The following is a 23,043-nucleotide window of genomic DNA, read 5'->3' as shown; positions in this document are numbered from 1 at the left end:
CGCGGGCCGTCGTCCTGTGGGCGCAGTCCCGTACGACCGCCGACGCCGCGCTCGCCAGGTCGGTGGCGGGCATCGAGTGGGGCCCCCGAGGCGCCCGCGGCCACTCGGCGCTGCTGCTGGCCGGCCCGGGCTGGGGCGCCGGAGCCACGGCCCGACCCGACCGCACCGAGCGGCTGTTCGGGCTCCGCTCGGGTCTGGCCGTCATCGAATCGGTTGTGGCACCCCGGGCTCCAGGGAACGCTCCAGGGACTGACGCAGAACGTGCAGCGCCCGCCGCATGTGGCTCTTGACGGTGCCCAGCGGGAGCCCGGTGCGGTCCGCGATCTGCGACTGCGTCAGGTCCGCGTAGAAGGCGAGCCGCAGCACCTTCTGCTGCGCCGACGGCAGCCGCGCCAACTCGCCGAGCAGCAGCACCCGTTCCACGGCCCGCTCCGGGCCCGGCTCCGGTTCCGTCCGGCCCTGCGCGCAGACGCGCGCGGCGGCCTGGACCACCCGGGCCCGCCGGGTGCGGGCCTCCAGGGCATCGGCCACCTTGTGCCGGGTGATGCCGGTCAGCCAGGCCCCGAGGCCTCCCGTCCCGGGCCGGTACCCGCCGCGGCCCCGCCACGCGGCGAGGAAGACCTGCTGGGTCACGTCCTCGGCTTCCCGTTCGTCGCCGAGCGAGCGGGAGGCCAGCGCGTGCACCAGCGGCCGCCAGCGCCGGTAGACCGCCGCCACGCACTCCTCGTCGCCCGCCGCGAAACCCGCCGCCAGCCGGGCGTCGTCCTGGTCGTCCATGCCCCGAGCCTCGCGGGAACGACATCCGAGGCCAACTTGCATCGTTTCCGCATCGTTTTCACCGGGGGGCCGCGGCCGGGAGGGCCGGGCGTGATCCGAAAGAGACGGCCTGACCTAGCTAGACCGATGGCTCCCCGCCGGGGTGCATCAGCGGCTGGGTCAGGTACACCAGCGCCACCGCCAGGACCAGTACGGCGGCCGGCAGCAGCAGCCACCCCACCGGCCAGCCGGTCCGCACGAGCAGCGCCCCGGCCAGTCCGCCCGTGAACATCGCGCCGACCGACCACGCCCGCCGCACCCAGGCCGCGGTCCCGTACCCGAAGGCCCGGTCCTGCCCGACGGTCGAGCCGCCGAGGAAGGAGGTCAGCGAGCGGGTCACCAGGGTGGTCGGCACCCCGGCCAGGTTCACCCGCAGGCTCGTCACGTTCCGGATCCCCATCGCCAGCGACAGGATCGCCGAGACCAGCAGCTGCCGGGCGCCAGGAGCTCCGAAGCGGGGCACCAACCCCCATCCGGCGGCCGCGGCCGCCACGATCAGCACCGCCTCGGCCGACAGCCCGGTCACGAACCAGCGCCGGCCCCGGTCCTCCACGAAGGCCTCCAGCCGGGCCCCGCACACCGCCCCCAGGGCGAACGCGGACAGCGAGACGGCGGGCGCCAGCGAGGGCACCGGGCCCGCGTGGGCCACGCCGAAGGCCAGGAACAGCACGTTGCCGGTCTGCATCGCCGTGAAGACGGGCCCGAGCGCCAGCAGGCTGACCGCCTCGGTCAGCCCGGTCACCACGGTCAGCACCAGCAGCAGGAGGGTCAGCGGAGGTCGCTTCGTACGGGAACCCGGGCTCATGAGCCCCGACACTGACAGCTCCGGCCCGCTCGTCCGGCGCCGACATGCCGCAGGCACTAGGGTCCGCAGGGTGAGCGATCTTCTCCTGGTGAGGCACGGCGAGACCGCCTGGAGCGCGACCGGACGGCACACCGGGCGCACGGACATCCCCCTGGCCCCGAGCGGGGTCGAGGAGGCGATCTCGCTCTTCCCGTACTTCCGCGACCGCAAGCCCGCCCTCGTCCTGACCAGCCCGCTGCGCAGGGCCGCCGCCACCGCCGAGCTGGCCGGCCTGACCGGCGCCGTCACCGACCCCGACCTGTACGAGTGGGACTACGGCGGCTACGAGGGCGTCACCACCGCCGAGATCCTGCGCGAGCGCCCCGACTGGTCCCTGTGGACCGACGGGGTCCCGCCCGGCGACGAGGAGCACCCCGGCGAGAACGCCGCCCAGGTCGGGGCCCGCGCGGACCGGGTGCTCGCCCGGGCGGCCGAGGTGCTGCGCGCCGACCGCGGCAATGTCGTCCTGGTGGCCCACGCACACCTGCTGCGGGTGCTGACCGCCCGTTACCTCGGCCTGCCGCCCGAGGCCGGACGCCTCTTCCTGCTCCGTACGGGCACCTTCAGCATGCTGTCCACGGAGCACGGCCTGCCCGTCGTAGCGGGGTGGAACACCCGCCCCTGACGCTCCCGCCTCGCGCACCGGCCCCGTCTGCGTGACGATGCGTACATGGCCCACCATGGCTCGGACGGCAAGCCCCCTGAGCCCCCGGAACCGGTTCCGGAGCCGGAACCGGGAGCGAGGGACGCCACGGACTCCGCCGACGCGGGCCCCGCCGCCGGGGAACCCGGGCTCAAGGCCGATGCGATCGGCTTCCTCGACGCGCTCGTCATCGGCCTGAACTCGACTTCGCCCGCCTACTCCCTGGCCGCGGTCATCGGCCCGATCGTCGCGCTCGTCGGCATCTACGCGCCCGGCGTCATGCTGGCCTCCTTCGTCCCGATGCTGCTGATCGCCGCCGCCTTCTACTACCTCAACAAGGTCGACCAGGACTGCGGGACCACCTTCTCGTGGGTGACGCGCGCCATGGGTCCCTGGGCGGGCTGGCTCGGCGGCTGGGCCATCGCGATGACCGGCGTCCTCGTCATCGGCTCGCTGGCCGACGTGGCCGTCCACTTCGGACTGCTCGCCGCCGGACTCGACAGCTGGGCGGCGAACGACGCACTGCGCCAGGGCCTGACCGTCGTCGTGATCCTGGCCATGACGGCCGTCTGCGTCATCGGCACCGAGATGTCGGCCCGTCTCCAGGACGTCCTGATCCTCGCCCAGGTCTTCTTCCTGCTGGTCTTCGCCGTCGTCGCCCTCTACCGCGTCTACGCCGGCACCAGCAGCCTCGACGGCACCAGACCCGCGATCGAGTGGCTCAACCCCTTCGGCGCCGGCGGCGCCGCCCTCACCGGCGGACTGCTGCTCGGCGTGTTCATCTACTGGGGCTGGGAGTCGGCGGTCAACCTCACCGAGGAGGTCGAGAACTCGGCCACCGCACCGGGCAAGGCCGGCATCTGGTCCACCGTGGTCCTTCTGGTGACGTACCTGTCCGTCGGCTTCGCGGTCGTCGCCTACGCGGGGACGGAGTTCCTCGCCGAGAACGCCGGCGAGGAGGAGGCCGTCTTCGCGGTCCTCGCGCACGAGGTCATGGGTGGCTGGGACTGGGTCGTGCTGCTCGCCGTCTGCACCTCCGCGCTCGCCTCCACGCAGACCACGATCATCCCCGCCTCCCGTACCGCCCTGTCCATGGCCCGCCGGCACGCGCTGCCGCCGAACCTCTCGCACATCCACCCCCGGTTCCGGACCCCGGACGTGAGCACCTGGTGGGTGGCGGGCATCGCCATCGCCTGGTACCTCGCCGTCAACCAGATCAGCGAGAACGCCCTCCTGGACTCCCTGACCGCCCTCTCCCTGCTGATCTCCTTCTACTACGCCCTGACCGGCCTGGCCTGCGCCGTCTACTACCGGCGCCACCTGCTGGAGAGCCTGCACAACTTCCTGCTGATCGGCCTCGGCCCGGTGGTCGGCGCAGGCCTGCTGGCCTGGCTGCTCGTGCAGTCGGTGGACGACATGTCCGACCCGGAGAACTCGGCGAGCGGCGTCTCCTGGTTCGGCCTCGGTCCGCCGCTGGTCATCGGGATCGGCATCGCCGTCGTCGGCGTCCTCGTCATGTGCTTCTGGCGGATCAGGGACGGGCGCTTCTGGCAGGAGCGGCGTGGCGTCGCCGACCCGGCCCTCGTCCACGCGGCCAGGAAGCCCCGAAGGTCCGAGGTGCCGAAGCCCTGAACGCCGGGCACCGGAGCCCTGAACGCCGCGGCGCAGGCAGCACCGCGGCACCGACCGCAAGCCGAGAGGAGCCACGATGTCCGTCGTCCTCGGGTACGACGAGTCGCCCGGAGCCGAGCGCGCCCTGCACGTGGCCCTGGAGGTGGCCACCGCCTTCGGCGAGCCGCTCGTCCTCGTGTACGGGGCCGCCGCCCCGGGAGCCACCGGAGAGGAGTACCGGGCGCACCGGGAGGCCGTCCGGGAAGCCGGCCGCAGCGCGCTCTCGCGGGCGGTGGCGGCCGCCGACGAGGCGGGAGTGCCGTCCACGGTCGAGGTGGCCGACGCGAAACCGGCCCAGGCACTGCTCGACGCGGCCGAACGGCACGGCGCCCGGGTGATCATCGTGGGGAGCTGGGGCGACAGTCCGATCCGCGGCGCCCTGCTCGGATCCACCCCGCACAAGCTCCTGCACCTCTCCCCGATCCCGGTCCTGTGCGTTCCGACCGAGCAGGCTTCCGGGGACTGACCCGCCGCCCGGGTCCGTTGGCCCACCGTGGCCGAAGATCGCCGCTCTCACCTGTGCCAATGGCCCACCCGAGGCGGGCCGAGTTGAGCCATTGCCCCGGCGGATGCTTATCTGTGTCGTATCCATGTATCTACGGCGCCACGCAGCGCCGGACGGCAACGAGGCCGCTCCGGACCGTGGCGCCTTCGCCGTGCCCGTACGCCGCCCACCACCCCCGGGCGGAGGCGGGTCCGGCGTGCTCCATCGCAAGGGGGGCGGCACACCGCCGTGAAGAGGATGTTCGTGGCTCCGGATCCGGGGCGCGCAAGACTCAGGAACGCCACACGGGCCGTCATCGGCGTCGCTCTCGCGGTGGCCGTGGCCGAGCTCTGCGGGCTCTCGCTCGTCGCGTCGATCACCGGGGGCCTGGCGGCCCTGCTCGCCCTCTTCACCGTGACCGACTCGACCGTGCGCGCCCAGCGCGTGACCACCGCCCTGCTGCCCGCCGCCGGCTTCCCCGTGCTCGCCCTGGCCACCACCCTGCACGGCGTACCGCTCGCCCGCGACGCGGTGTTCGTCGCCGTGGTGTTCGCCGGCGTCTACGCCCGCAGGTGGGGGGTGCGCGGCCACGCCCTCGGGATCTTCGCGTTCATGAACTTCTTCATCACGCAGTTCCTGCACGCCCTGCCCGGCCAGCTGCCGGAGCTCTACGCGGCCGTCGGACTGGCCCTCCTGTCCGCCGGCGCCGTGCGGTTCGTCCTGTGGCCGATCGAGCGGCGCGTACCGCCCGCCGCCGTACCTCCCGCGCCGCCCGGGACCGGGCTGGCCCGGCCGACCACCCGCCAGGCCTTCCAGGCCACCGCCGCCTGCGCGGTCGCGCTGGGCATCGGTCAGACCCTGTCGGAGGACCGCTGGTACTGGGCGGTCGGCACCGCCTGGTGGATCTTCGTCAACACCGCCTCGCGCGGCGAGACCCTGGTCCGCGGCTTCCGCCGGGTCCTGGGCACGGTCATCGGGATCGGCGCGGGCCTGCTGGTGGCCATCCCGCTGAACGGGGCGCCGGCGCCCACGGCCGTCCTGGTGGCCCTCTGCGTCTTCGGGATCTTCTACACCGCGGCCGTGTCCTACAGCTGGATGATGATGGCCGTCACGGTGATGGCCGGACTGCTCTACGGACTGCTGGGCGTACTCGATCCCGGCCTGCTCGTCCTTCGGCTGGAGCAGACGGCCGTCGGCGCGGTGTGTGCCGGGCTGGCCGTAATCCTGGTGCTCCCGGTGACCACGCACGCGACCAACGACATGTGGATCCAGCGCGCGCTGCGCTGCGTCCGCACCTGCACGGCCGAGGCCGCGGCCCGGCTCGCGGGCTCCCCGGTCGCCGACCCCGCGCCGCACGCCGCGGAACTGGAGCTGTTCCTGGGCCGGGTACGGCTCTCCCTGGCTCCGCTCGTCCACCCGCTGAGCCCCTACCGCGGCCGCAAGGCCAGGGCCCGCCGGGTGCTCGCGCTGCTCGACGAGTGCGCCGTGGAAGTCCGCGGGCTGGTCTCCGTGGCCGCGGACCCGGACGCGAGCCACGACGCCCGCCTCGCGGCGGCCTGCTGGCGCGTGGAGGCCGCCGTGGAGGCCTTGCTGGCGCCGGAAGCGGAACGGGGCACGCAGGCGGAGCAGGGGTCGGCCGCCACGGCCCCGAACCCCGCGCGGGCGGCCTCGGAGCCGGCGCTGGCGCACCTGCACGGTCTGGAGCGGCTCCTCGCCCAGCTGGACGGTCCGCTGCGCAGTGCGTCACGCTCCCCGCTGGTGGGGGCCTGACCACGGCGGCCCGGGCGCGTCCCGGCCGGCGTCGAGGACTCCGGCCCTCGCGAGGCTGAAGCCGAGTTCGGCCCGGCTGCGGCTTCCGAAGCGGGTCGCGGCGCGTTTGATGTGGGCGCCGATGGTGCGGGTACTCAGGCCGAGCCTTTTGGAAATGGCCTCGTCCGTGTGCCCCCGCACCATGAGTTCCAAAATCGCCTGCTGGATCTCGTCGGTGAGCCGGGGAGGGCGTTGTCCCGTCGCGTCGAACTCGACCGGGACCGCCCGTTCCCACACGGCCTCGAAGGTCTTCGTGAGGTACTGGATCAGGCCGGGTTCGCGGATCTCCAGGGCATACGCCTCCTCTCCGCTCTCGGCGAGCACGGCGATGAACGCGGCCGACCGGTCGCACACGATCAGCCGCTCGAACCGGTCGCCCACCGTCCGCACCTCGGCGCCCTCTTGGGTGACCCGTTCCATGTGGGCGAGCGTCGGGGCGTGCGCGCGGACCGTGTGGCCGTAGATCGTGCGCTGACGGACTCCGCGGCCGGCGAGGGACAGATCGCGGGGCAGCGCGTCGGCGAGCGCGCCGGAGGGGCGGCCGCCCTCGGGGTGCGCGCTGAGCAGTTCCTCCGAGCAGGTCTCCAAGGCGCCCTGGACGGCGGTGTCGATGACCTCGCGGCCGATCAGCGGCTGCACGTGGGCCTTGTGGCGCTGGCGTTCGTGCCGGTAGACGGCGTCCATCGGGGAAAGGGAGTCGATCAGCGTGTCCAGCGCGGCCCGCTGGTCCAGGATGGCCTGCCTGATCGGCCGCGCGAGGGTGAGCACGGCGACCGAGGGCGGTACCGGGAGGTGGTCGGCGGAGCCCGCCGGCTTCCGGAGCAGCCCGAAAGCGATCAGGCATGCCGGAGCGGTCCCCGATAAGCCGCCCTCGCGTAATGCCCTTCGGTAACCGGCCGCGCAGTCCCCGCAGATCGACGTGCAGCCGTCAATGTCGGGATGTGCGGTGTTGGTGTTCATCTGGACCCCCTTCTTGTTCCGGCAATGCAAGATCAGGATGCCTCGGCCCGTTGGCCGCGGGGGAGCGGAACGGCAGGATCCTTCCTGCCTGGTGATCGCGAAATGGCCCACATGACCAGTGGCGGGAGTGGCGACGGTGAAGCGAGACATTCTTTCCGAGCGCAGGACTCCGCCGACGGGGCTGACGGAGGCCCTGGACATGCTGGCCCGGGCGCGCAAGGCCGTGGACGACGCGTACGGATCCGATGATCAACTCGCCCGGGTGGCCATGCACTTGATCGACTGCGCCGCCGACGCCTCGGCGCTGCTCTGCCGCGAAGGCGGACTGGAGACGGCCCGCGAGGCACTGGGCTGCGCCCGCTCCGCGGTCGTCGCCGCCACCGCCGCGGTGCGCGTGATCCACGACGAGACGCGCGTCTGAACGTGCCGCGGATGGTACGTCCGCCCATGTCCCCTCCGCAGGCCGATCGGTGAAGATCACACGGAGGAGTGTTCCGGGCGCGCCTTCCGCACGGCGCTGACCTGCGGCGTGTACAACGGGTGATTGTTCCTTGCACATTCATCCGGCAGGGCGCCTGCCCGGCGCGCGGGGTGGACCTGGTCGGACAGGGGGTAACCGCCCGGAATGGAAATACTTCAACAGCGCTCCAGCACCGCTCAGGTGTGGGAAGCGGCCGAGGAGTTCATCCGACTGTTCCACAGGGAGAACCCGGACGCGGGTGACCCGCGTGGGCGGCTCGCCGCGGTACGGGCCGAGCTCGCCGAGACGGACACGTACCGGCACACTCCCGAGGAGCTGGAGCACGGCGCCCGCGTCGCGTGGCGCAACAGCAACCGCTGCATAGGCAGGCTGTACTGGAACTCGCTGCGCGTCCGCGACCGCCGCGGCCTCACCGACGCGGACGGGATAGCCGAAGAGTGCTTCGAGCACCTGCGCGAGGCCACCAACGGCGGCCGGGTCCGCCCCACCATCACGGTCTTCGCCCCCGACGGCCCGGACCGTCCCGGACCGGTCATCTGGAGCGAGCAACTGGTCCGGTACGCCGGCTACGGCGACCACCCCTCGATAACCGTCGGCGACGCACGCAACGCCGAGCTCACGAGCGCGTTGCTCGCCCTCGGCTGGTCCCGCGGCCCCGGCACCCCCTTCGACCTCCTTCCACTGGTCGTGCAGGGGGTCGACGACAAACCCCGCTGGTTCGACGTCCCCCCGGACGCCGTGCTGGAGGTGCCCATCGAGCACCCCGACGGAGCGGCCGGCGGTGACGGCTGGTCGGACTGGGGCCTGCGCTGGCACGCCGTACCCGCGATCTCCAACATGTGTCTGGAGATCGGCGGCATCCACTACCCGGCGGCGCCCTTCAACGGCTGGTACATGGGCACCGAGATCGGCGCCCGCAACCTCGCCGACACCGACCGCTACAACCTCCTGCCCGCGGTCGCCCGCCGCATGGGCCTCGACACCGTGAGCGACCGTTCCCTCTGGAAGGACCGCGCACTCGTCGAGCTCAACCGGGCGGTGCTGCACTCCTTCGACCGGGCCAAGGTCACCATCGCCGACCACCACACGGAGTCCCGGCGCTTCCTGACCCACCTGGAGAAGGAGGAGCGCAAGGGCCGCGACGTGGGCGCGGACTGGTCCTGGATCGTGCCGCCGATCTCCGGGTCGGCGACCCCGGTCTTCCACCGCACCTACGAGGACCGGCCGAGCTCGACCGCCTACGTCCACCACCCCGGCGCCCAGGAACGGGCCCAGGGACGGGACTTGGTCTAGACCCTTCTGTTACCGTCGCTCACGAACGGATCCGGAACGGCTGAGAGGGAACTCCCGTGGGCGGCGCGGACAGTGGTGTGGGCGGTACGGACCGTACGGCCGACGGCGGCGGACACCGGGCCTGGATCGGCTCGTTCACCTCGGGGGGCGGTCGCGGTGTCACCACCGCGGCCGTGGATCCGGCCACCGGAGCGCTCACCCCGCTCTCGGCCACGGACGCCGTCGCGGACCCCTCGTACCTGGCCCACGACCCCGTCAACGGCGTGCTGTACGCCGTGAGCGAGGCCGAACAGGGCGCCGTGGGCGCCTTCCGGACCACCGGCGAGGGGCTCACCCCCCTCGGCGCGACCATCGGTGTCGGCGGCTCCGGCCCCACCCACCTCAGCGTGGCCGGGCGCCGGCTGCTGACCGCCAACTACACCTCAGGCAGCGTCAGCAGCCTCCCGCTCGCCGCCGACGGCTCGATCGGGGGGCCCGCCGCCGTACTGGCCCACCAGGGCTCCGGCCCCGACGCCGGCCGGCAGAAGGGCCCTCACGCGCACCAGGTACTGCCCGCTCCTGGCGGCCGCTGGGTGCTCAGCGTCGACCTCGGCACCGACTCGGTACGGGTCTGCGCGCTCGACCCGGCCACCGGAGCCCCGACCCTCCACACCGAGACCGCGCTGCGCGCCGGGACCGGCCCCCGGCACCTCGCCTTCCACCCTTCGGGCGAGGTGGTCTACGTACTTCACGAGCTGGAGCCGCAGCTGACCGTCTGCCGCTGGAACGGGGGGTCGGGCGAGCTGGAACCGGTCGCCGAGGTTCCGGTCGCCTCCACGGGCGCTCCAGGGGCCCCGGCGGCCTACCCCTCGGCGGTCGTTGCCTCCGCCGACGGCCGTTTCGTCTGGGCGGCCGTCCGCGGAGCCGACACCATCGCCACCCTCTCCCTCGCCGGCGGCGCGGAGAAGCCGCTGCTCACGGGCACGGTGCCGTGCGGGGGCAGTTGGCCGCGCGATCTGGCCGCCGACCCGTCGGGGCGCCGGCTGTACGCGGCCAACGAGCGCTCCGGCGACGTCACCTGGTTCGACGTGGACCGGCAGACCGGCGAGCCGCGCCGGGCCGGCTCGGTGGCCGTACCCGCCGCCAGCTGCGTGGTCTTCGGCTGAGGCCCGGCCGCCACCCGCGCCGTACGTACGAGGGCCCGCGCTCCGGCTCGTTCGATTCAGAACGGTCCGGGGCGCGGGCCCTCGTGCGTACGGCATGAGCAGGGGGGTCAGTGGGCGGCGGCGCCCTGGGTGATGCCGAGGGCTGCGGAGTACTGCGCGACGGCCAGCTTGCCGAGCGCGGGGTACGCGCCGAGCACGTCGGCGGCGCTGCAGCCGGCCTCCTTGCAGGCGGTGTCGAGGAGTCCCTCGGCGGCCTCCGGGCCGATCAGGTACGGGGCCAGCGCGAGCTGCGCCGAACCCTCGCGGCGGAGCTGGTCGGCGATGGCGGCCACCGAACCCTCCTCGTCCAGCGCGGCGGCCATCACCGGCACGGCGAGACGGGCGGCCAGCAGCATGCCGGTGATGCCCGCGGCCTGCACGGCCTCCTCCCCGCCGGTGGTGGCCAGGACGATGCCGTCCGCGGCCGTGGTCACGCTGAAGAGCCGGGCCCGGTCGGCGCGGGCGAGACCGGCCTCGGACAGCCGCACGTGCAGCGCCTCGGCGAGCAGCGGGTGCGGGCCGAGCGGGTCGGCCAGCTCGGCGGCGGCCGAGGAGTCCATCAGGGCCTGGCGCATGCGGCGCAGCAGACCCCCGTCGGGGCCGGCCAGCAGGGGCACGACCACGGCGTCCGGGCCGGTCGGCGCGGGCACCTCCTGCCCGGCGGCGCGGGCGGACTCCGCGCGCGCGGCGCGGTCGTGGGCGACGCCGTTCAGCACGCCCGACAGGGACGGGAACTCGGAGGCGTCGTCACCGTCGAGGAAACCGACCCGGGCGTCCAGGCCCGGCAGCTCCGAGCGGCCGATGCTGATGATCTCTTCCGCGAGCCCCCGCGAGGCGGCCGAAGGGGCACCGGGCACGGCGAGCACCAGCGCGGGCGCGCCCTCGGGCGCCACCGCGGGCTCGGGCCGGCGGTGCCGTCCGGTCTGGCGGGGTCGCGGCATTCGTACGGGCAGGCCATTTGCGGGCCCAGTGGGGGAGCTCATGGCGCCGCATGCTACTGGTTTATCGAAACCGGGTGTTCGGGCAGGGCCTTCTCCGGCGGCATCTGTCCGTATTTATCCGAGGAATGTCAGATACCGTGCAGCGCTTCGGTCACCCTGCGGAGGGAAGCCGCCAGTCCACGGGCTGCGCGCCCTGGCGGACCAGCAGGTCGTTCGCCCTGCTGAACGGCCTGGACCCGAAGAACCCGTTGTCCGCGGACATCGGGGAGGGGTGCACCGATTCCAGGGCCGGCAGCTCGCCCAGCAGCGGCCGGAGGTTGCGCGCCTCGCGCCCCCACAACACCGACACCAGGGGCTTGCCGCGGGCCGCGAGAGCGCGGATGGCCTGTTCGGTCACCGCCTCCCACCCCTTGCCGCGATGGGCGCCCGGTTTGCGCGGGGCGGTGGTGAGCGAGCGGTTCAGCAGCAGGACGCCCTGCCGGGTCCACGGAGTCAGGTCCCCGTTCCGGGGCCGCCCCGTACCGAGATCGGCGTGCAGTTCGCGGAAGATGTTGTCGAGGCTCGGGGGCCACGGGCTGACTTCTGGCGCCACGGAGAAGGAGAGGCCGATCGCGTGCCCCGGCGTCGGGTACGGATCCTGCCCGACGATCAGCACCTTCACCTCGTCGAAGGGTTGCTGGAACGCGCGCAGCACGTTCGCGCCCGCGGGGACGTAGGTCCTGCCCGCCGCGATCTCCGCGCGCAGGAAGTCGCCCATCGCGGCGATCTGCGCCGCCACCGGCTCCAGAGCGCGGGCCCAGCCCGGCTCGACGATCTCGTTCAACGGTCGTGCTGCCACCGGATCACTCTACTGGCCCAGTCCGCCGCCCGGTGCCACCGCTCGCGCGCGGGGCCCGCGGCGCCTCCCCGGTGGCCCGTTGTCGCTTCGATACCTGTTCGCAACAGGTTCGATTGCTCCAACTTCCCTTCCCAGGCGTCCCATTCAGCACCGACGACGTTCGAGGGAGACGGCATGGAGCCCCACGAGGACCGCACACCCGGCACACCCCGCACGCCCAGTACCCCCGGCACATCCCGCAGGGTCCGCCCGGCAGCCCGGCGGAGAACCTACGGCAGACTGAGCGCCGCGCTCCTCGCCGGCGGCCTCCTGCTGACCGGCTGCGGGAGTGGCGGGTCGAACCGCAGCGCCGACGGGGAGTGGAAGGGCGGCGACTCCGGGCCGCGGCCGTCGGCCACCCGCCCCGGCGGAGAAGGGGCGGAGGGGGAGAGCGAGGGGCGGCGCCCCACCGCACCGCCCGCCGACTACCTCTCCACCTTCGCGCTCGACGTGGACACCGCCAGCTACGGGTACGCCCGCCGCACCCTCGCGGACGGAAAGCTCCCCGACCCGGCCACCGTGCGCCCCGAGGAGTTCGTCAACAGCTTCCGGCAGGACTACCAGGAGCCCGACGGCGACGGCTTCTCCGTCACCGTCGACGGGGCCCGCACCACCGAGGCGAACTGGTCCCTGGTCCGCGTCGGCCTCGCCACCCGCGTGGGGAACGGCGGGGCGGACGGCGCGGAGGCCCGGCCGCCCGCGGCGCTCACCTTCGTCGTGGACGTCTCCGGTTCCATGGCCGAGCCGGGCCGCCTCGACCTCGTCCGCACCTCCATGAAGCTGATGACCGACCAGCTCCGCGAAGACGACTCGGTCGCCGTCGTCACCTTCAGCGGCAAGGCCGAGACCCGGCTGCCGATGACCCGCGTCGAGGGCCACCGCGACCGGATCCACGAGGTCGTTGCCGCACTGCGCACCGCCGACTCGACCAACGTGGAGGCCGGGGTCATCCGCGGGTACGAGGTCGCGGTCGAGTCGCTGCGGCCCGGCGCCACCAACCGGGTCGTCCTGCTCTCCGACGCCTTGGCCAACACCGGCGCCACTTCCGCCGACACCATCCTGAACAGGATCGGCGAGGCCCGGACCGAGCACGGCATCACCCTGTTCGGCGTGGGTGTGGGCAGTGAGTACAACGACGCCTTCATGGAACAGCTCGCCGACCGCGGCGACGGACACACCACCTACGTCTCCGACGCGGAAGGCGCCCGCAAGGTGTTCTGCGAGGACCTCCCGGCGCAGGTGCAGCTGCGGGCCCGCGACGCCAAGGCGCAGGTCGCCTTCGATCCGCAGACCGTCGAGCGGTTCCGGCTGATCGGCTACGACGACCGCCGCGTCGCCGACGGCGACTTCAGGAACGACGCCGTGGACGGGGGAGAGGTCGGCTCCGGCCACACCGTGACCGCCCTGTACGCGGTGCGGCTGCGCCCCGGCGCCACCGGACACCTCGCGACGGCGACGGTGCGCTGGCTGGACCCGCGCACCCGTGCGCCGCACGAGGAGTCCGGCCGGATCGAGTCGGCGGCCCTGTCCGGCGACGTGTGGACGGGGGCGTCCACCCGCTTCCAGGTCACCGCGGTGGCGGCCTACTTCGCCTCCGCCCTGCGCGAGCGCGACGGCGGCTGGGAGCGGGTGCCGGGCGCCGTCCCGCTGGGGAGCCTGGCCGGACACGCGGACCGGCTGGCCGGGAGCACCGAGGATCCGGCCGTACGCCAACTGGCACAGGCCGTGCGCGAGGCCCGCGGGCTCACCGGCTGACGGGCCGGACGCGGACGGACGCGGACGGACGCCGGTACGGGTCGATACACCTAGCCGTCCAGCACGGCGGCCCGTACGCACAGGACGTCGGGGAGGTGCTCGGCCAGCAACTGCCAGCTGTCCCCGTCGTCCTGGCTGGCGTACAGCTCGCCGTTGCGGTTGCCGAAGTAGATCCCGGCCGGGTCCGCGTCGTCCGTGCAGAGCGCGTCCCGCAGCACCGTGCCGTAGTGGTCCCCGGCCGGCAGGCCCTTCGTGAGGGGCTCCCAGCTCGCGCCCGCGTCCGTGGTGCGGAAGACCCGGCAGCGGTGCTCCGCCGGGACGCGGTCGGAGTCGGCGTTGAGCGGGAAGACGTAGGCGGTGCCGGGCCGGTGCGGGTGGGCGGCCACCGCGAAGCCGAAGTCGGAGGGCAGGCCCCCGCCGATGTCCGTCCAGCGGGTCCCGGCGTCGTCGCTGCGGTAGACGCCCCAGTGGTTCTGCAGGTACAGCCGGCCGGTGTCCCCGGCGTCCTGGGCGATCTTGTGCACGCACTGGCCGAACTCGGGGTTCGGATCGGGCAGGAACACCGCCGAGACCCCGTTGTTGGAAGGGGTCCAGCTCGCCCCGCCGTCCGTGGTCCGGAACACCCCGGCCGTGGAGACCGCCACCGTGACCAGTTCCGGGTCGCCCGGGTCGGTGATCACCGTGTGCAGGCCCTCGCCGCCGCCGCCCGGGACCCACTTGTCCCGGGTCGGGTGCTCCCACAGGGGGCGGACCAGCTCGAAGGACTCGCCGTGGTCGGCCGAGCGGAACAGCGCGGCCGGTTCGGTGCCCGCGTAGACCACGCCGGGGGCCTCGGGGCCGGCCGGATGGAGCTGCCAGACCCGCTCCAGGGAGGCTCCCGTGTCCTCGGGGAATTTCACGGCGGCCGCGGCGGGCTCCCGCCAGGTCGCGCCCAGGTCGTCGGAGCTGAAGACGGACGGCCCCCAGTGGGTGCTGTCCCCGGCGACCAGGAGCCGGGCCGCACCGCCGCGCCGGTCGATGGCGACGGCCGAGACCGCCTGGGCGTTGAAGTGCGGCTCGCCGAACTCCCAGGTGCCGCCGGAGCTCCGGCGGCCGATGAACAGGCCCTTGCGGGTCCCCGCGAGCAGTACCACGTCGGTCATGGCCGACACCTCCGGACGTCCTTGTCCTGCACGGCAGCGTTTCCGCCAGTCTGCACCCGACCACTGACAGAGGCAGGTCGCGGCGCGCGAGCCCGCCCGGTGGTACGAGAGGTCTCGTACTACGAGGGATTTCGTAGTACGGTGACTCTCGTACTTAGCGGCCGGTTCCCCGGTGCGCTTCCAGTCGCCTCTGGAGACCCCTCATGAGTGCTGCCCCCGTATCCTTCGCCGCCCTGTTCCAGCCGTGGACCATCCGCTCGGTCACCGTCCCGAACCGGGTGTGGATGGCCGCGATGTGCCAGTACAGCGCCGAGCCCACCGGTCCGGACACCGGGGTCGCCCACGACTGGCACTTCGCGCACTACGCGGCCCGCGCCACCGGCGGCACCGGCCTGATCATCCAGGAGGCCACGGCCGTCGCCCCCGAGGGACGGATCTCGCCGTACGACCTCGGGATCTGGAACGACCGGCAGGTCGAGGCGCTGCGCCGGATCACCTCCTTCGTGAAGAGCCGGGGCGCGGTCCCCGGCATCCAGCTCGGCCATGCCGGCCGCAAGGCCTCCACCGACCGCCCCTGGGAGGGCGGGCGCCCCGTCGGACCCGAGGCGCACGGCTGGCTGCCCAGCGCCCCGAGCGCCGTGCCGTTCTCCGCGGACCACCAGGCCCCGCACGAGCTGACGGTCCGGGAGATCCGGGACGTCGTCGAGCAGTTCGCGGCCGCGGCCCGGCGCTCGCTCGCCGCCGGCTACCAGGTCGTCGAGATCCACGGCGCCCACGGCTACCTGATCGGCGAGTTCCTCTCCCCGCACAGCAACAAGCGCACGGACGCGTACGGAGGCTCCTTCGAGAACCGCACCCGCCTCGCCCTCGAAGTCGTCGACGCCGTACGGGCGGTGTGGCCCGAGGAACTGCCGCTGTTCTTCCGGATCTCCGCCACCGACTGGCTGGAGGAGGACGGCTGGACCGCCGACGAGACGGTCCGGCTGGCCGGGCTGTTGGAGGAGCACGGCGTCGACCTCCTCGACGTCTCCACCGGAGGCCTCGCCCCCGGCGTGACGATCCCGGTCGGCCCCGGCTACCAGGTGCCCTTCGCGGCCCGGGTCAAGGCCGAGACCACCCTTCCGGTCGCCGCCGTGGGCCTGATCACGGAACCGGAGCAGGCCGAGAAGATCCTGGCCAACGGCGAGGCCGACGCCGTCCTGCTGGGCCGCGAACTGCTGCGCGACCCGTTCTGGGCCCGCCGCGCGGCCGCCGAGCTCGGTGCGGAGCTCCGTACGCCCGAGCAGTACCTCCGCTCGTGGTGAACCGGTGCGGCGCGGGGGCCGGGCTCCCGCGCCGCACCCGGCCGTTCGGCCCCGCTCCTACGATGGTTCTCGTACGATGGGGGCACACCCGCAATCGCGGTACCACCCAGCGAGTGGAGTACGGACATGACGGAACGTGACGCGGCCCGTGTCCTCGCCCACCCCGAGGCCGCCGAGATCCGGCTCGAAGGGGTCCTGCACGCCCTGTCCGACCCGGTCCGGCTCTCCATCGTCCGCGACCTCGCGGCCACGGACGCCGAGTTGGTCTGCTCGCACTTCGAGCTCCCGGTCACCAAGTCCACGACCACGCACCACTTCCGGGTCCTGCGCGAGAGCGGTGTCGTGCGCCAGTCCTACCGCGGCACGGCCAAGTTGAACGGACTGCGCCGCGCCGAGCTGGCGGAGCTGTTCCCCGGGCTCCTCGACGGCGTCCTCGCGGCGGCCGCCGCCGAGGAGACGCGCGACCGGGGCTGAGGGCACACCCCGGGCCAGGCCCGGAGACCGGGCCGGAGCCCGCAACGCAGATCGGGCCGGCAGATCGGGCCGTGGACGGGGCCCGGTCCTGACGGCCGGGGGCCCGGGGATCAGTCCGTGCCGCCCGCCGCGGCCAGCAGGCCCGCCCAGTCCGGGATCTTGACGGAGCGCCGGCCCAGGGACCGCCCGAGTTCCGCCTCCGCCGTCTCGATGGCCAGCCACCCCGGCCACCGGACCGGTCGCAGCCCCGCCTCCCGCAGGGCCTCCAGCGGGTCCCGCTCGCGGTCGCGCCGGGCCAGCGCCCCCGCGTCCTGGAGCAGGGAGGAGGCCGTCTCCTTCGCGCAGGGCCGGTTGGTGCCGATGACCCCGGTCGGGCCGCGCTTGATCCAGCCCGCCACGTACTCGCCGACGGATGCGCGGCCCTCCCGGAGCACCCGGCCCGCCGCGTGCGGGACCGTACCGCGCCGCCCGTCGAAGGGCAGCCCGTCCAGCGGGACGCCCTGGTACCCCACCGAACGCAGGACCAGCTGGGCCGGGACGTCCTCGTGGACACCGGTACCGGTGACCCCGCCCCGGCCGTCGGGAGCGGTCCGCTCGAAACGCATGCCGGTGACCCGCCCGTCCGGTCCGCCGAGCACCTCCACCGGGCGCAGGAAGAACCGCAGCGAGATCCGCCGGTCCCCGCCGCCCGCCGGGGCGGCCGCCCAGCCGCGCAGCACCTCCACGTTGCGCCGGTTCGCCGTGGGCAGGGCCGCGCCCGGGTCCGCGTACGCCGGGTCGACGGCCAGCTCCGCCGGGTCCACCAGCACGTCCACGCCCGGCATCGTGCCCAGCTCGCGCAGCTCCTTGGTGGTGAACTTGCCCTGCGAGGGCCCGCGCCGGGCCACCATGTGGACCGAGCGCACCGCGCTGGCGCCGAGCGCGCCCAGGGCGGGCTGCGGCATGTCGGTGGGGGTCAGCTCCGGTACGCCCCGGGCCAGGATCCGCGTCACGTCGACGGCCACGTTCCCCGCGCCGATCACGACCGCCGAATCCACCCCGGGCAGGCCGAAGGCCTCGGCGGCCGCGTCCGGGTGGCCGCTGTACCAGGACACGAAGGCCGTGGCGGAGTGCACCCCGACGAGGTCCTCGCCGGGGATGCCGAGCATCCGGTCCCGGGCCGCGCCGACGCAGTAGACCACCGCGTGGTACAGCTCCAGGAGCCGGGCGGTGGGCAGCGCTTCTCCGCCGACCTCGACGTTCCCGAGGAAGCGGATCCGCTCGTCCTCCAGCACGGTGCGCAGGCTGCTCTGCAGGGACTTGATCTTCTCGTGGTCGGGGGCCACCCCGTAGCGCACGAGTCCGTACGGAGCGGGCAGCCGGTCGAGCACGTCGACCAGGATCCCCGGCACCTCACGCTGCTGTACGAGTGTCTGTGCGGAGTAGACCCCGCTGGGGCCCGATCCGACGACGGCGATACGAAGCACGGCGGAGCTCCTCCCGCAGGTGTTCCCAGCATGACACCGGGTGACCGGGCCGTCAGCCCATCGCGCGCATCCGGTGGACCTCGGCGCTCTGGGTGGCCGCCACCTCGTTGGCCATCTCCTCCACGGCGGCGTTGTTGCCCGAGGCCAGGACCTCGCCCGCCATCTTCAGGGCGCCCTCGTGGTGGGCGGTCATCAGAGCGAGGAAGAGCCGGTCGAAGTCCGCACCCCTGGCCGCGGTCAGTTCCTCCAGCTGCTGCGCGGTGGCCATGCCGGGCATCGTCCCGTGGTCGTGGGCTCCCGGGTCGGGGCCGGGTGCGGGGTTCCGGGCGGCCCATCCCTCCATCGCGCCGATCTCGGGTTTCTGCGCGGCCGCGATCCGCTCGGCGAGCCGCTTGACCCCGTCGGCCGCGGCCCGGTCCGCAGCGAGCGCACTCATGGTCAGCGCCTGCCCGTGGTGTTCGATCATGTTCCGCACGTACGCTCGGTCGGCCGCGTTGGGGGTGTCGTCGGGCAGCTCCCCGGCCGCCTGTTCGGGGGAGATGGTGCGCGCCTTCTCGCCGGGTTTGCCGGGGGCGATCACCATCGGCTTGCCGTCGGCCGCGCCGTCCGGCCCGCCGCCGTCGCGGCAGCCGGTGAGGGGGAGCAGGAGCCCGACGGTCAGGGCCGCTCCGACGATTCGCCCGAGTGAGACTTTCGCCATGTCCATGCAAAGGACCATACTGCCGGGGTCCGCGTTCCGTTCCCACCACGGGCGGAACCGATCGGACTCATGGGAGGGCACAGTGACCTCGATGCACACCAGCAGACGGCGCACATCCCTGGGAGTGGCCGCAGCCGCGGCCGGACTCCTCACCACGTTACTGGCGGCCGGACCCGCGGCCGCCACCCCCGACCCGGGAGACCTGCTCCCGGGCGCGGGTGCGCCACGAAGCGCCGCCACCGCGGCCGGCGCGGGCCGGGAGTTGGCGCCCGGCGAGATACCGGGCCAGGACGAGATCGTCCACAGCCGGAACATCAAACCCCTCGCCAACATCCCCAGTTCCGACCCGACCGGAATCAACTCCGACATGGCGTTCCAGGGCAAGTACGCCTACGCGGGCAGCTACAACGGCTTCACGATCTACGACATCGGCAACCCCAAGGCGCCGAAGAAGGTCACCGAGGTGCTCTGCCCCGGCGGGCAGAACGACATCTCGGTCGACGGGGACCTGCTCTTCCTGTCCACCGACTCCTCGCGCAGCGACGACTCCTGCAACAGCGTCTCGCAGCCCGCCACGGAGAAGTCCTCGTGGGAGGGCATCAAGATCTTCGACATCAAGGACAAGAAGAACCCCAAGTACATCAAGTCCGTCGAGACCCCGTGCGGCTCCCACACCCACACGCTGGTGCCGGGCGGCCGGGACGCCTACCTCTACGTCTCCTCGTACAACCCGAACGATGCCTTCCCCGACTGCAAGCCGCCGCACGACGGCATCTCGGTCGTGAAGGTCCCCAGGAAGAGCCCGACGCAGGCCGCGGTCGTGGCCTTCCCGATCCTCTTCCCGGACGGCGGCAACCCGGGCGCGCCCACCAACCCGGGCGTCTCCAAGACCACCGGCTGCCACGACATCACCGTGCTGCCCTCGAAGGACCTCGCCGCGGGCGCCTGCATGGGTGACGGCATCCTCTTCGACATCAGCAAGCCCGAGGAGCCGCGCGTCATCGACCGGGTCCAGGACAACGTGAACTTCGCGTTCTGGCACTCGGCCACCTTCAACGAGCGCGCCGACAAGGTGGTGTTCACCGACGAGCTGGGCGGCGGTGGCGGCGCCACCTGCAACGAGGCCACCGGCCCCAACCGGGGAGCCGACGGCATCTACGAGATCACCGGCCGCGGCGACCAGCGCAAGCTCGTCTTCAAGAGCTACTTCAAGATCCCGCGCCTGCAGGCCGACACCGAGAACTGCGTGGCCCACAACGGCTCGCTGATCCCGGTCGGCGGCGGCCGCGACATCATGGTCCAGGCCTGGTACCAGGGCGGCATCTCCGTCTGGGAGTTCACCGACTCCACCAGCCCGAAGGAGATCGCCTACTTCGAGCGGGGCCCGCTGACCACCGACAAGCTCGGCCTCGGCGGCTCCTGGTCCGCGTACTACTACAACGGGCACATCTACTCGAACGACATCGCCAAGGGCCTCGACGTGCTGCGGCTCGACGACTGGCGCACCGACAGCGCCAAGTGGGTGTGGCTGAACCGGCTCAACGTGCAGACCCAGCCCGAATACCACTAACGGGGCGAGGGAAAGGTTCCGCCGGGCGGTCCGCCGTCCGGCGGGACACCCCACTCCCAGTCCAGCCCGTACCGCTGGAACAGCTCGGCCCGCAGCCGGGCCGCCGGCATCGGCGCGCCCGGCAGCAGCACCGCCACCACCGCCCCCATCAGCAGCGCCCGCAGCAGCGGGTAGTCGGTGTCGACGTCCGTCGATCCGTACCGCACGACCGTGTCCCGCAGCAGCTCCGCGAGCCGCTGCTGCTCGACGCACTGGACGAACCCCTCCGCCTGCAGGATCCCCGCCATGTGGGTCCGCATCAGCCGGGGCCGGTCCACGGCCAGCCCGAGGATCGCGTCGATGGCCCGGGCCAGGCGCTCCCGGCCGTCGTCGGGTCCGTCGGGCCGGGGCTCCCGCTCCAGCGCCGCTTCCAGGGTGAGGTGCATCAGCCGGTGCACGGCGGACTGCAGGAGCTGGCGCTTGCCCGGGAAGTAGTAGGACACCAGGCCGCGGGCGGCTCCTGCACGGTCGGCGATGTCGCCGAGGGTGGTGGCCTCGTAGCCGCGCTCCGCGACGAGTTCGACCGTGGCGTGCAGCAGCCGCTGCCGGGAACGCCTGCGCAATTCTTCATTGACCGATGCGCTGCGCGGGGACATGCTTGCTCCTGCGTTGACTGGCTCGGAGCCAGTATACTCAGCGCACCGGACCGCCTGCTCTGGGCGACACGGGGGATCGCCCAGAGCAGGCACCGTCCGAGACCGCGGCCGTGAGGGCTACGAGCACCGCGCCCAGGAGCCAGCCCGCCAGGACGTCCGAGAACCAGTGCACGCCGAGGTAGATCCGGGTGAAGCCGACCCCGAGGACCGAGACCGCGGCCAGGAGCAGTGCCAGGGCCGCGACGGACCGTGCGAACGGACGCGTGGACGGGCGTATGGACGGACGCACGGACGGGCGTGTCAACGGATCCGCGGACCGGCGCGCGACCAGCCACACCAGCAGACCGCAGACCACCATCGCCGTCAGGGCGTGTCCCGACGGATAGGCGGCGTAGTCCGCGGAGTCGACCGGATCCGCCCACACCGGCCGCTCCCGGCCCACCAGGACCTTCAGCCCCTGACTGGCCGCCGAGGCCGCGAGGGTGGCCAGCGCGATCCGCAGCGCGCACCGGCCCTCGCCCCGCCACCACAGCCACACGCAGGCGGCTCCGGCCAGGGCCCGCATGGCCCACGGGTCCCAGACCCAGTCGGTGAGCACGCGCATCAGCCGGGTGACCCCGGGACGGGAGACGGCGTAGGAGTGCAGACCCCCCGCGATCCGGCCGTCGAGGGACAGGAGCGGACCCCAGCGGACGGCCACCAGGACCGTCAGCACGGCCACCGCGGCGAGCAGCACGCACACCAATGGGGTCCACAACCGTACGTGATCGCTCCGCATCGGCCGATCCTCGCACCCGGCGGCGCCGATGCCCCGCAGGCGACGGACCCGCGATCCCCGGCGGCCGGTCCTTACGCGAGCGCGCCCAACCCGGGTCCGAACGCCACCAGCAGCGGAATCGCCGGAGCCAGCGTCGCCAGGGCCGTCAGCCGGAGCCGGCGTACGGCCGACAGCCGCGGCGCGGCCGCGAGCAGCCGCCGGACCCGCTCGGGGACGTGCGCGTCCGGCGCGGGGGACGGGCCGAAGACCCCGCGGTCCTCGTTCAGGCCGATCAGGGCCAGGGCGGTGGTCAGGCGCCCGTACCGCCGCGAGGCCACGTCGTCGGCCGCCAGCTCCACCAGCCGGTGCATCTGCGCCTCGAACGCCGCGAAGACCGGGACCTGCGGGAACCCTCCGGACAGCGCCCGCGAGCAGTGCAGCAGCCAGTCGTGCCGGGCCGCCGCGTGTCCCTGCTCGTGGGCCAGTACGGCGTCCAGCTGACTCCCCTTGAGCCGGCCCAGCGCCGCCGTCGTGACCACCAGCCGCGGGGCCGGACCCGGCAGCCACCAGCTGTCGGGCCGCCGCCCCTCCAGGACCACGAGCCGCGCCCCGGAGGACTGCTCCCCGGGCAACAGTGGGGCCCGCACCAGGAGTTCGGCGCCCTGCGCGCGGCGCCGGGCGCGGGCCCGCAGGATCTCCCGGGCCAGCATCGCGCCGGTCCACAGCCCGCCGCCCGCCAGTGCGACGGCGGTGCCCGAGGCCCAGAGCCCGCCCGCGGCGCCCAGCGCGTAGGCGTCGACCACGCCGTGCGGAGCCGGGGCGAACAGTCCGCCCCGTACGGCCTGCCAGGCGGCGGCCGCGCTCAGCAGCATCGACAGCGCGAGGCACAGGAGCACGGCGCCCACCACGCACTGCCACGTCCACAGGGCCACGACGGGTTCGCGCTCGGGCCACTCGGCCCGGGCCAGCAGGCGGGGTGCGAGCACCGCGGTCAGGGCGCCGAGCAGCAGGAGAGCGGCGGGGACCATCATGGGCCCCACCCTAGGAGCGTGCGACTACCTGCGGGTATGGTCCGGGCCAAGGGTGACGCATGACACGTTTCCCCCGCCCGCCCACGGCCTCACATCGTGAGCAGCATCGCCAACATCCCGATTCCCATGGCCAGTCGGCAGGCACGGATCACTTCCGCCGGCCCGCCGGGGGCTCCGGGGCCGCCCGTGCCGCGCGCGCCGCGCGC

Annotated in this window: 22 protein-coding genes and 1 pseudogene; 12 read left to right on the top strand and 11 right to left on the bottom strand. The window is 73.4% G+C overall.

Annotated features, from left to right (window positions below; all coding sequences use genetic code 11):
- Nucleotides 1-290 (top strand): annotated as a pseudogene (locus tag ABZY57_RS25600) (transcriptional regulator); the annotation flags it as partial.
- Here ABZY57_RS25600 and ABZY57_RS25595 read toward each other — a convergent pair.
- Nucleotides 202-777, bottom strand: coding sequence for a sigma-70 family RNA polymerase sigma factor (locus ABZY57_RS25595; protein ID WP_356515674.1), 576 nt, complete (start codon nucleotides 775-777; stop codon nucleotides 202-204). The pseudogene ABZY57_RS25600 and the gene ABZY57_RS25595 overlap by 89 nt on opposite strands.
- Nucleotides 778-895: 118 nt before the next feature.
- Nucleotides 896-1,621: a YoaK family protein gene (locus ABZY57_RS25590; protein ID WP_356515672.1), complete on the bottom strand. Its 726-nt coding sequence runs from the start codon at nucleotides 1,619-1,621 to the stop codon at nucleotides 896-898.
- A gap of 70 nt (nucleotides 1,622-1,691) precedes the next feature.
- On the opposite strand from ABZY57_RS25590, the gene ABZY57_RS25585 reads away from it, so the two are divergent.
- The 4 genes from ABZY57_RS25585 (at nucleotide 1,692) to ABZY57_RS25570 (ending at nucleotide 6,228) form a co-directional block, all read left to right on the top strand.
- Nucleotides 1,692-2,285 carry a histidine phosphatase family protein gene (locus ABZY57_RS25585; RefSeq protein WP_356515670.1) on the top strand — a complete coding sequence of 198 codons (594 nt, stop codon included), beginning with the start codon at nucleotides 1,692-1,694 and terminating at the stop codon, nucleotides 2,283-2,285.
- Nucleotides 2,286-2,330: 45 nt separating this feature from the next.
- Nucleotides 2,331-3,935, top strand: a complete 1,605-nt coding sequence (locus ABZY57_RS25580) for an APC family permease (RefSeq protein WP_356515669.1) — start codon at nucleotides 2,331-2,333, stop codon at nucleotides 3,933-3,935.
- Between the two features lie 76 nt (nucleotides 3,936-4,011).
- On the top strand, nucleotides 4,012-4,440 hold the full coding sequence (locus ABZY57_RS25575) for a universal stress protein (protein ID WP_356515668.1): 429 nt from the start codon (nucleotides 4,012-4,014) through the stop codon (nucleotides 4,438-4,440).
- 276 nt (nucleotides 4,441-4,716) lie between these two features.
- Entirely contained in the window at nucleotides 4,717-6,228 is a 1,512-nt protein-coding gene (locus ABZY57_RS25570; RefSeq protein ID WP_356515675.1) for an FUSC family protein, read from the top strand.
- On the opposite strand, the gene ABZY57_RS25565 is transcribed toward ABZY57_RS25570, so the two are convergent.
- Complete coding sequence (locus ABZY57_RS25565; RefSeq protein ID WP_356515667.1) at nucleotides 6,202-7,227, bottom strand: LuxR C-terminal-related transcriptional regulator; 1,026 nt, start codon at nucleotides 7,225-7,227, stop codon at nucleotides 6,202-6,204. The genes ABZY57_RS25570 and ABZY57_RS25565 overlap by 27 nt on opposite strands.
- Before the next feature lie 136 nt (nucleotides 7,228-7,363).
- Here ABZY57_RS25565 and ABZY57_RS25560 point away from each other — a divergent pair, with 136 nt between their 5' ends.
- The 3 genes from ABZY57_RS25560 (at nucleotide 7,364) to ABZY57_RS25550 (ending at nucleotide 10,146) form a co-directional block, all read left to right on the top strand.
- Nucleotides 7,364-7,648, top strand: a complete 285-nt coding sequence (locus ABZY57_RS25560; RefSeq protein WP_356515666.1) for a hypothetical protein — start codon at nucleotides 7,364-7,366, stop codon at nucleotides 7,646-7,648.
- A gap of 204 nt (nucleotides 7,649-7,852) precedes the next feature.
- Nucleotides 7,853-9,001, top strand: coding sequence for a nitric oxide synthase oxygenase (locus ABZY57_RS25555; RefSeq protein ID WP_356515665.1), 1,149 nt, complete (start codon nucleotides 7,853-7,855; stop codon nucleotides 8,999-9,001).
- A gap of 56 nt (nucleotides 9,002-9,057) precedes the next feature.
- The gene (locus ABZY57_RS25550; protein WP_356515663.1) at nucleotides 9,058-10,146 is read left to right on the top strand and encodes a lactonase family protein; all 1,089 of its coding nucleotides are present in this window, start codon (nucleotides 9,058-9,060) and stop codon (nucleotides 10,144-10,146) included.
- Between the two features lie 107 nt (nucleotides 10,147-10,253).
- On the opposite strand, the gene ABZY57_RS25545 is transcribed toward ABZY57_RS25550, so the two are convergent.
- On the bottom strand, nucleotides 10,254-11,168 hold the full coding sequence (locus tag ABZY57_RS25545) for a hypothetical protein (RefSeq protein WP_356515662.1): 915 nt from the start codon (nucleotides 11,166-11,168) through the stop codon (nucleotides 10,254-10,256).
- A gap of 109 nt (nucleotides 11,169-11,277) precedes the next feature.
- Entirely contained in the window at nucleotides 11,278-11,964 is a 687-nt protein-coding gene (locus ABZY57_RS25540) for a uracil-DNA glycosylase (RefSeq protein ID WP_356515660.1), read from the bottom strand.
- Between the two features lie 174 nt (nucleotides 11,965-12,138).
- Between ABZY57_RS25540 and ABZY57_RS25535 the strand changes: the two genes are divergently transcribed.
- Nucleotides 12,139-13,758 (top strand): von Willebrand factor type A domain-containing protein, encoded by a 1,620-nt coding sequence (locus ABZY57_RS25535; protein ID WP_356515658.1) that lies wholly within the window; start codon nucleotides 12,139-12,141, stop codon nucleotides 13,756-13,758.
- A gap of 50 nt (nucleotides 13,759-13,808) precedes the next feature.
- Here the strand turns inward: ABZY57_RS25535 and ABZY57_RS25530 are convergent, their stop codons facing one another.
- On the bottom strand, nucleotides 13,809-14,900 hold the full coding sequence (locus ABZY57_RS25530; RefSeq protein WP_356515656.1) for an exo-alpha-sialidase: 1,092 nt from the start codon (nucleotides 14,898-14,900) through the stop codon (nucleotides 13,809-13,811).
- Nucleotides 14,901-15,103: 203 nt separating this feature from the next.
- Between ABZY57_RS25530 and ABZY57_RS25525 the strand changes: the two genes are divergently transcribed.
- Together ABZY57_RS25525 and ABZY57_RS25520 are read left to right on the top strand one after the other, a co-directional pair.
- On the top strand, nucleotides 15,104-16,204 hold the full coding sequence (locus ABZY57_RS25525; protein ID WP_356515654.1) for an NADH:flavin oxidoreductase/NADH oxidase: 1,101 nt from the start codon (nucleotides 15,104-15,106) through the stop codon (nucleotides 16,202-16,204).
- A 126-nt stretch (nucleotides 16,205-16,330) separates the two neighbouring features.
- On the top strand, nucleotides 16,331-16,678 hold the full coding sequence (locus ABZY57_RS25520) for a helix-turn-helix domain-containing protein (protein ID WP_327251373.1): 348 nt from the start codon (nucleotides 16,331-16,333) through the stop codon (nucleotides 16,676-16,678).
- 110 nt (nucleotides 16,679-16,788) lie between these two features.
- On the opposite strand, the gene ABZY57_RS25515 is transcribed toward ABZY57_RS25520, so the two are convergent.
- Both ABZY57_RS25515 and ABZY57_RS25510 read right to left on the bottom strand, forming a co-directional pair.
- Nucleotides 16,789-18,144: an FAD-dependent oxidoreductase gene (locus ABZY57_RS25515; protein WP_356515651.1), complete on the bottom strand. Its 1,356-nt coding sequence runs from the start codon at nucleotides 18,142-18,144 to the stop codon at nucleotides 16,789-16,791.
- A 52-nt stretch (nucleotides 18,145-18,196) separates the two neighbouring features.
- Nucleotides 18,197-18,850, bottom strand: coding sequence for a DUF305 domain-containing protein (locus tag ABZY57_RS25510; RefSeq protein WP_356515649.1), 654 nt, complete (start codon nucleotides 18,848-18,850; stop codon nucleotides 18,197-18,199).
- A gap of 76 nt (nucleotides 18,851-18,926) precedes the next feature.
- Here ABZY57_RS25510 and ABZY57_RS25505 point away from each other — a divergent pair, with 76 nt between their 5' ends.
- The gene (locus ABZY57_RS25505; RefSeq protein ID WP_356515647.1) at nucleotides 18,927-20,414 is read left to right on the top strand and encodes a hypothetical protein; all 1,488 of its coding nucleotides are present in this window, start codon (nucleotides 18,927-18,929) and stop codon (nucleotides 20,412-20,414) included.
- On the opposite strand, the gene ABZY57_RS25500 is transcribed toward ABZY57_RS25505, so the two are convergent.
- The 3 genes from ABZY57_RS25500 to ABZY57_RS25490 all read right to left on the bottom strand — a co-directional run bounded on the left by ABZY57_RS25500 (nucleotide 20,411) and on the right by ABZY57_RS25490 (nucleotide 22,837).
- Nucleotides 20,411-21,049, bottom strand: a complete 639-nt coding sequence (locus ABZY57_RS25500; RefSeq protein WP_356515645.1) for a helix-turn-helix domain-containing protein — start codon at nucleotides 21,047-21,049, stop codon at nucleotides 20,411-20,413. The two genes, ABZY57_RS25505 and ABZY57_RS25500, sit on opposite strands and share 4 nt — an antisense overlap.
- 37 nt (nucleotides 21,050-21,086) lie before the next feature.
- Nucleotides 21,087-21,827, bottom strand: a complete 741-nt coding sequence (locus ABZY57_RS25495) for a phosphatase PAP2 family protein (RefSeq protein ID WP_356515643.1) — start codon at nucleotides 21,825-21,827, stop codon at nucleotides 21,087-21,089.
- A gap of 71 nt (nucleotides 21,828-21,898) precedes the next feature.
- Nucleotides 21,899-22,837 (bottom strand): M56 family metallopeptidase, encoded by a 939-nt coding sequence (locus tag ABZY57_RS25490; RefSeq protein WP_356515641.1) that lies wholly within the window; start codon nucleotides 22,835-22,837, stop codon nucleotides 21,899-21,901.
- Nucleotides 22,838-23,043: the final 206 nt, after the last annotated feature.

Source organism: Streptomyces sp. NPDC006450 (assembly GCF_040612195.1).
Taxonomy (GTDB): Bacteria; Actinomycetota; Actinomycetes; order Streptomycetales; family Streptomycetaceae; genus Streptomyces.
Note: the sequence above shows the minus strand (reverse complement) of the source record. Positions and strands in the feature narration are given on the sequence as shown.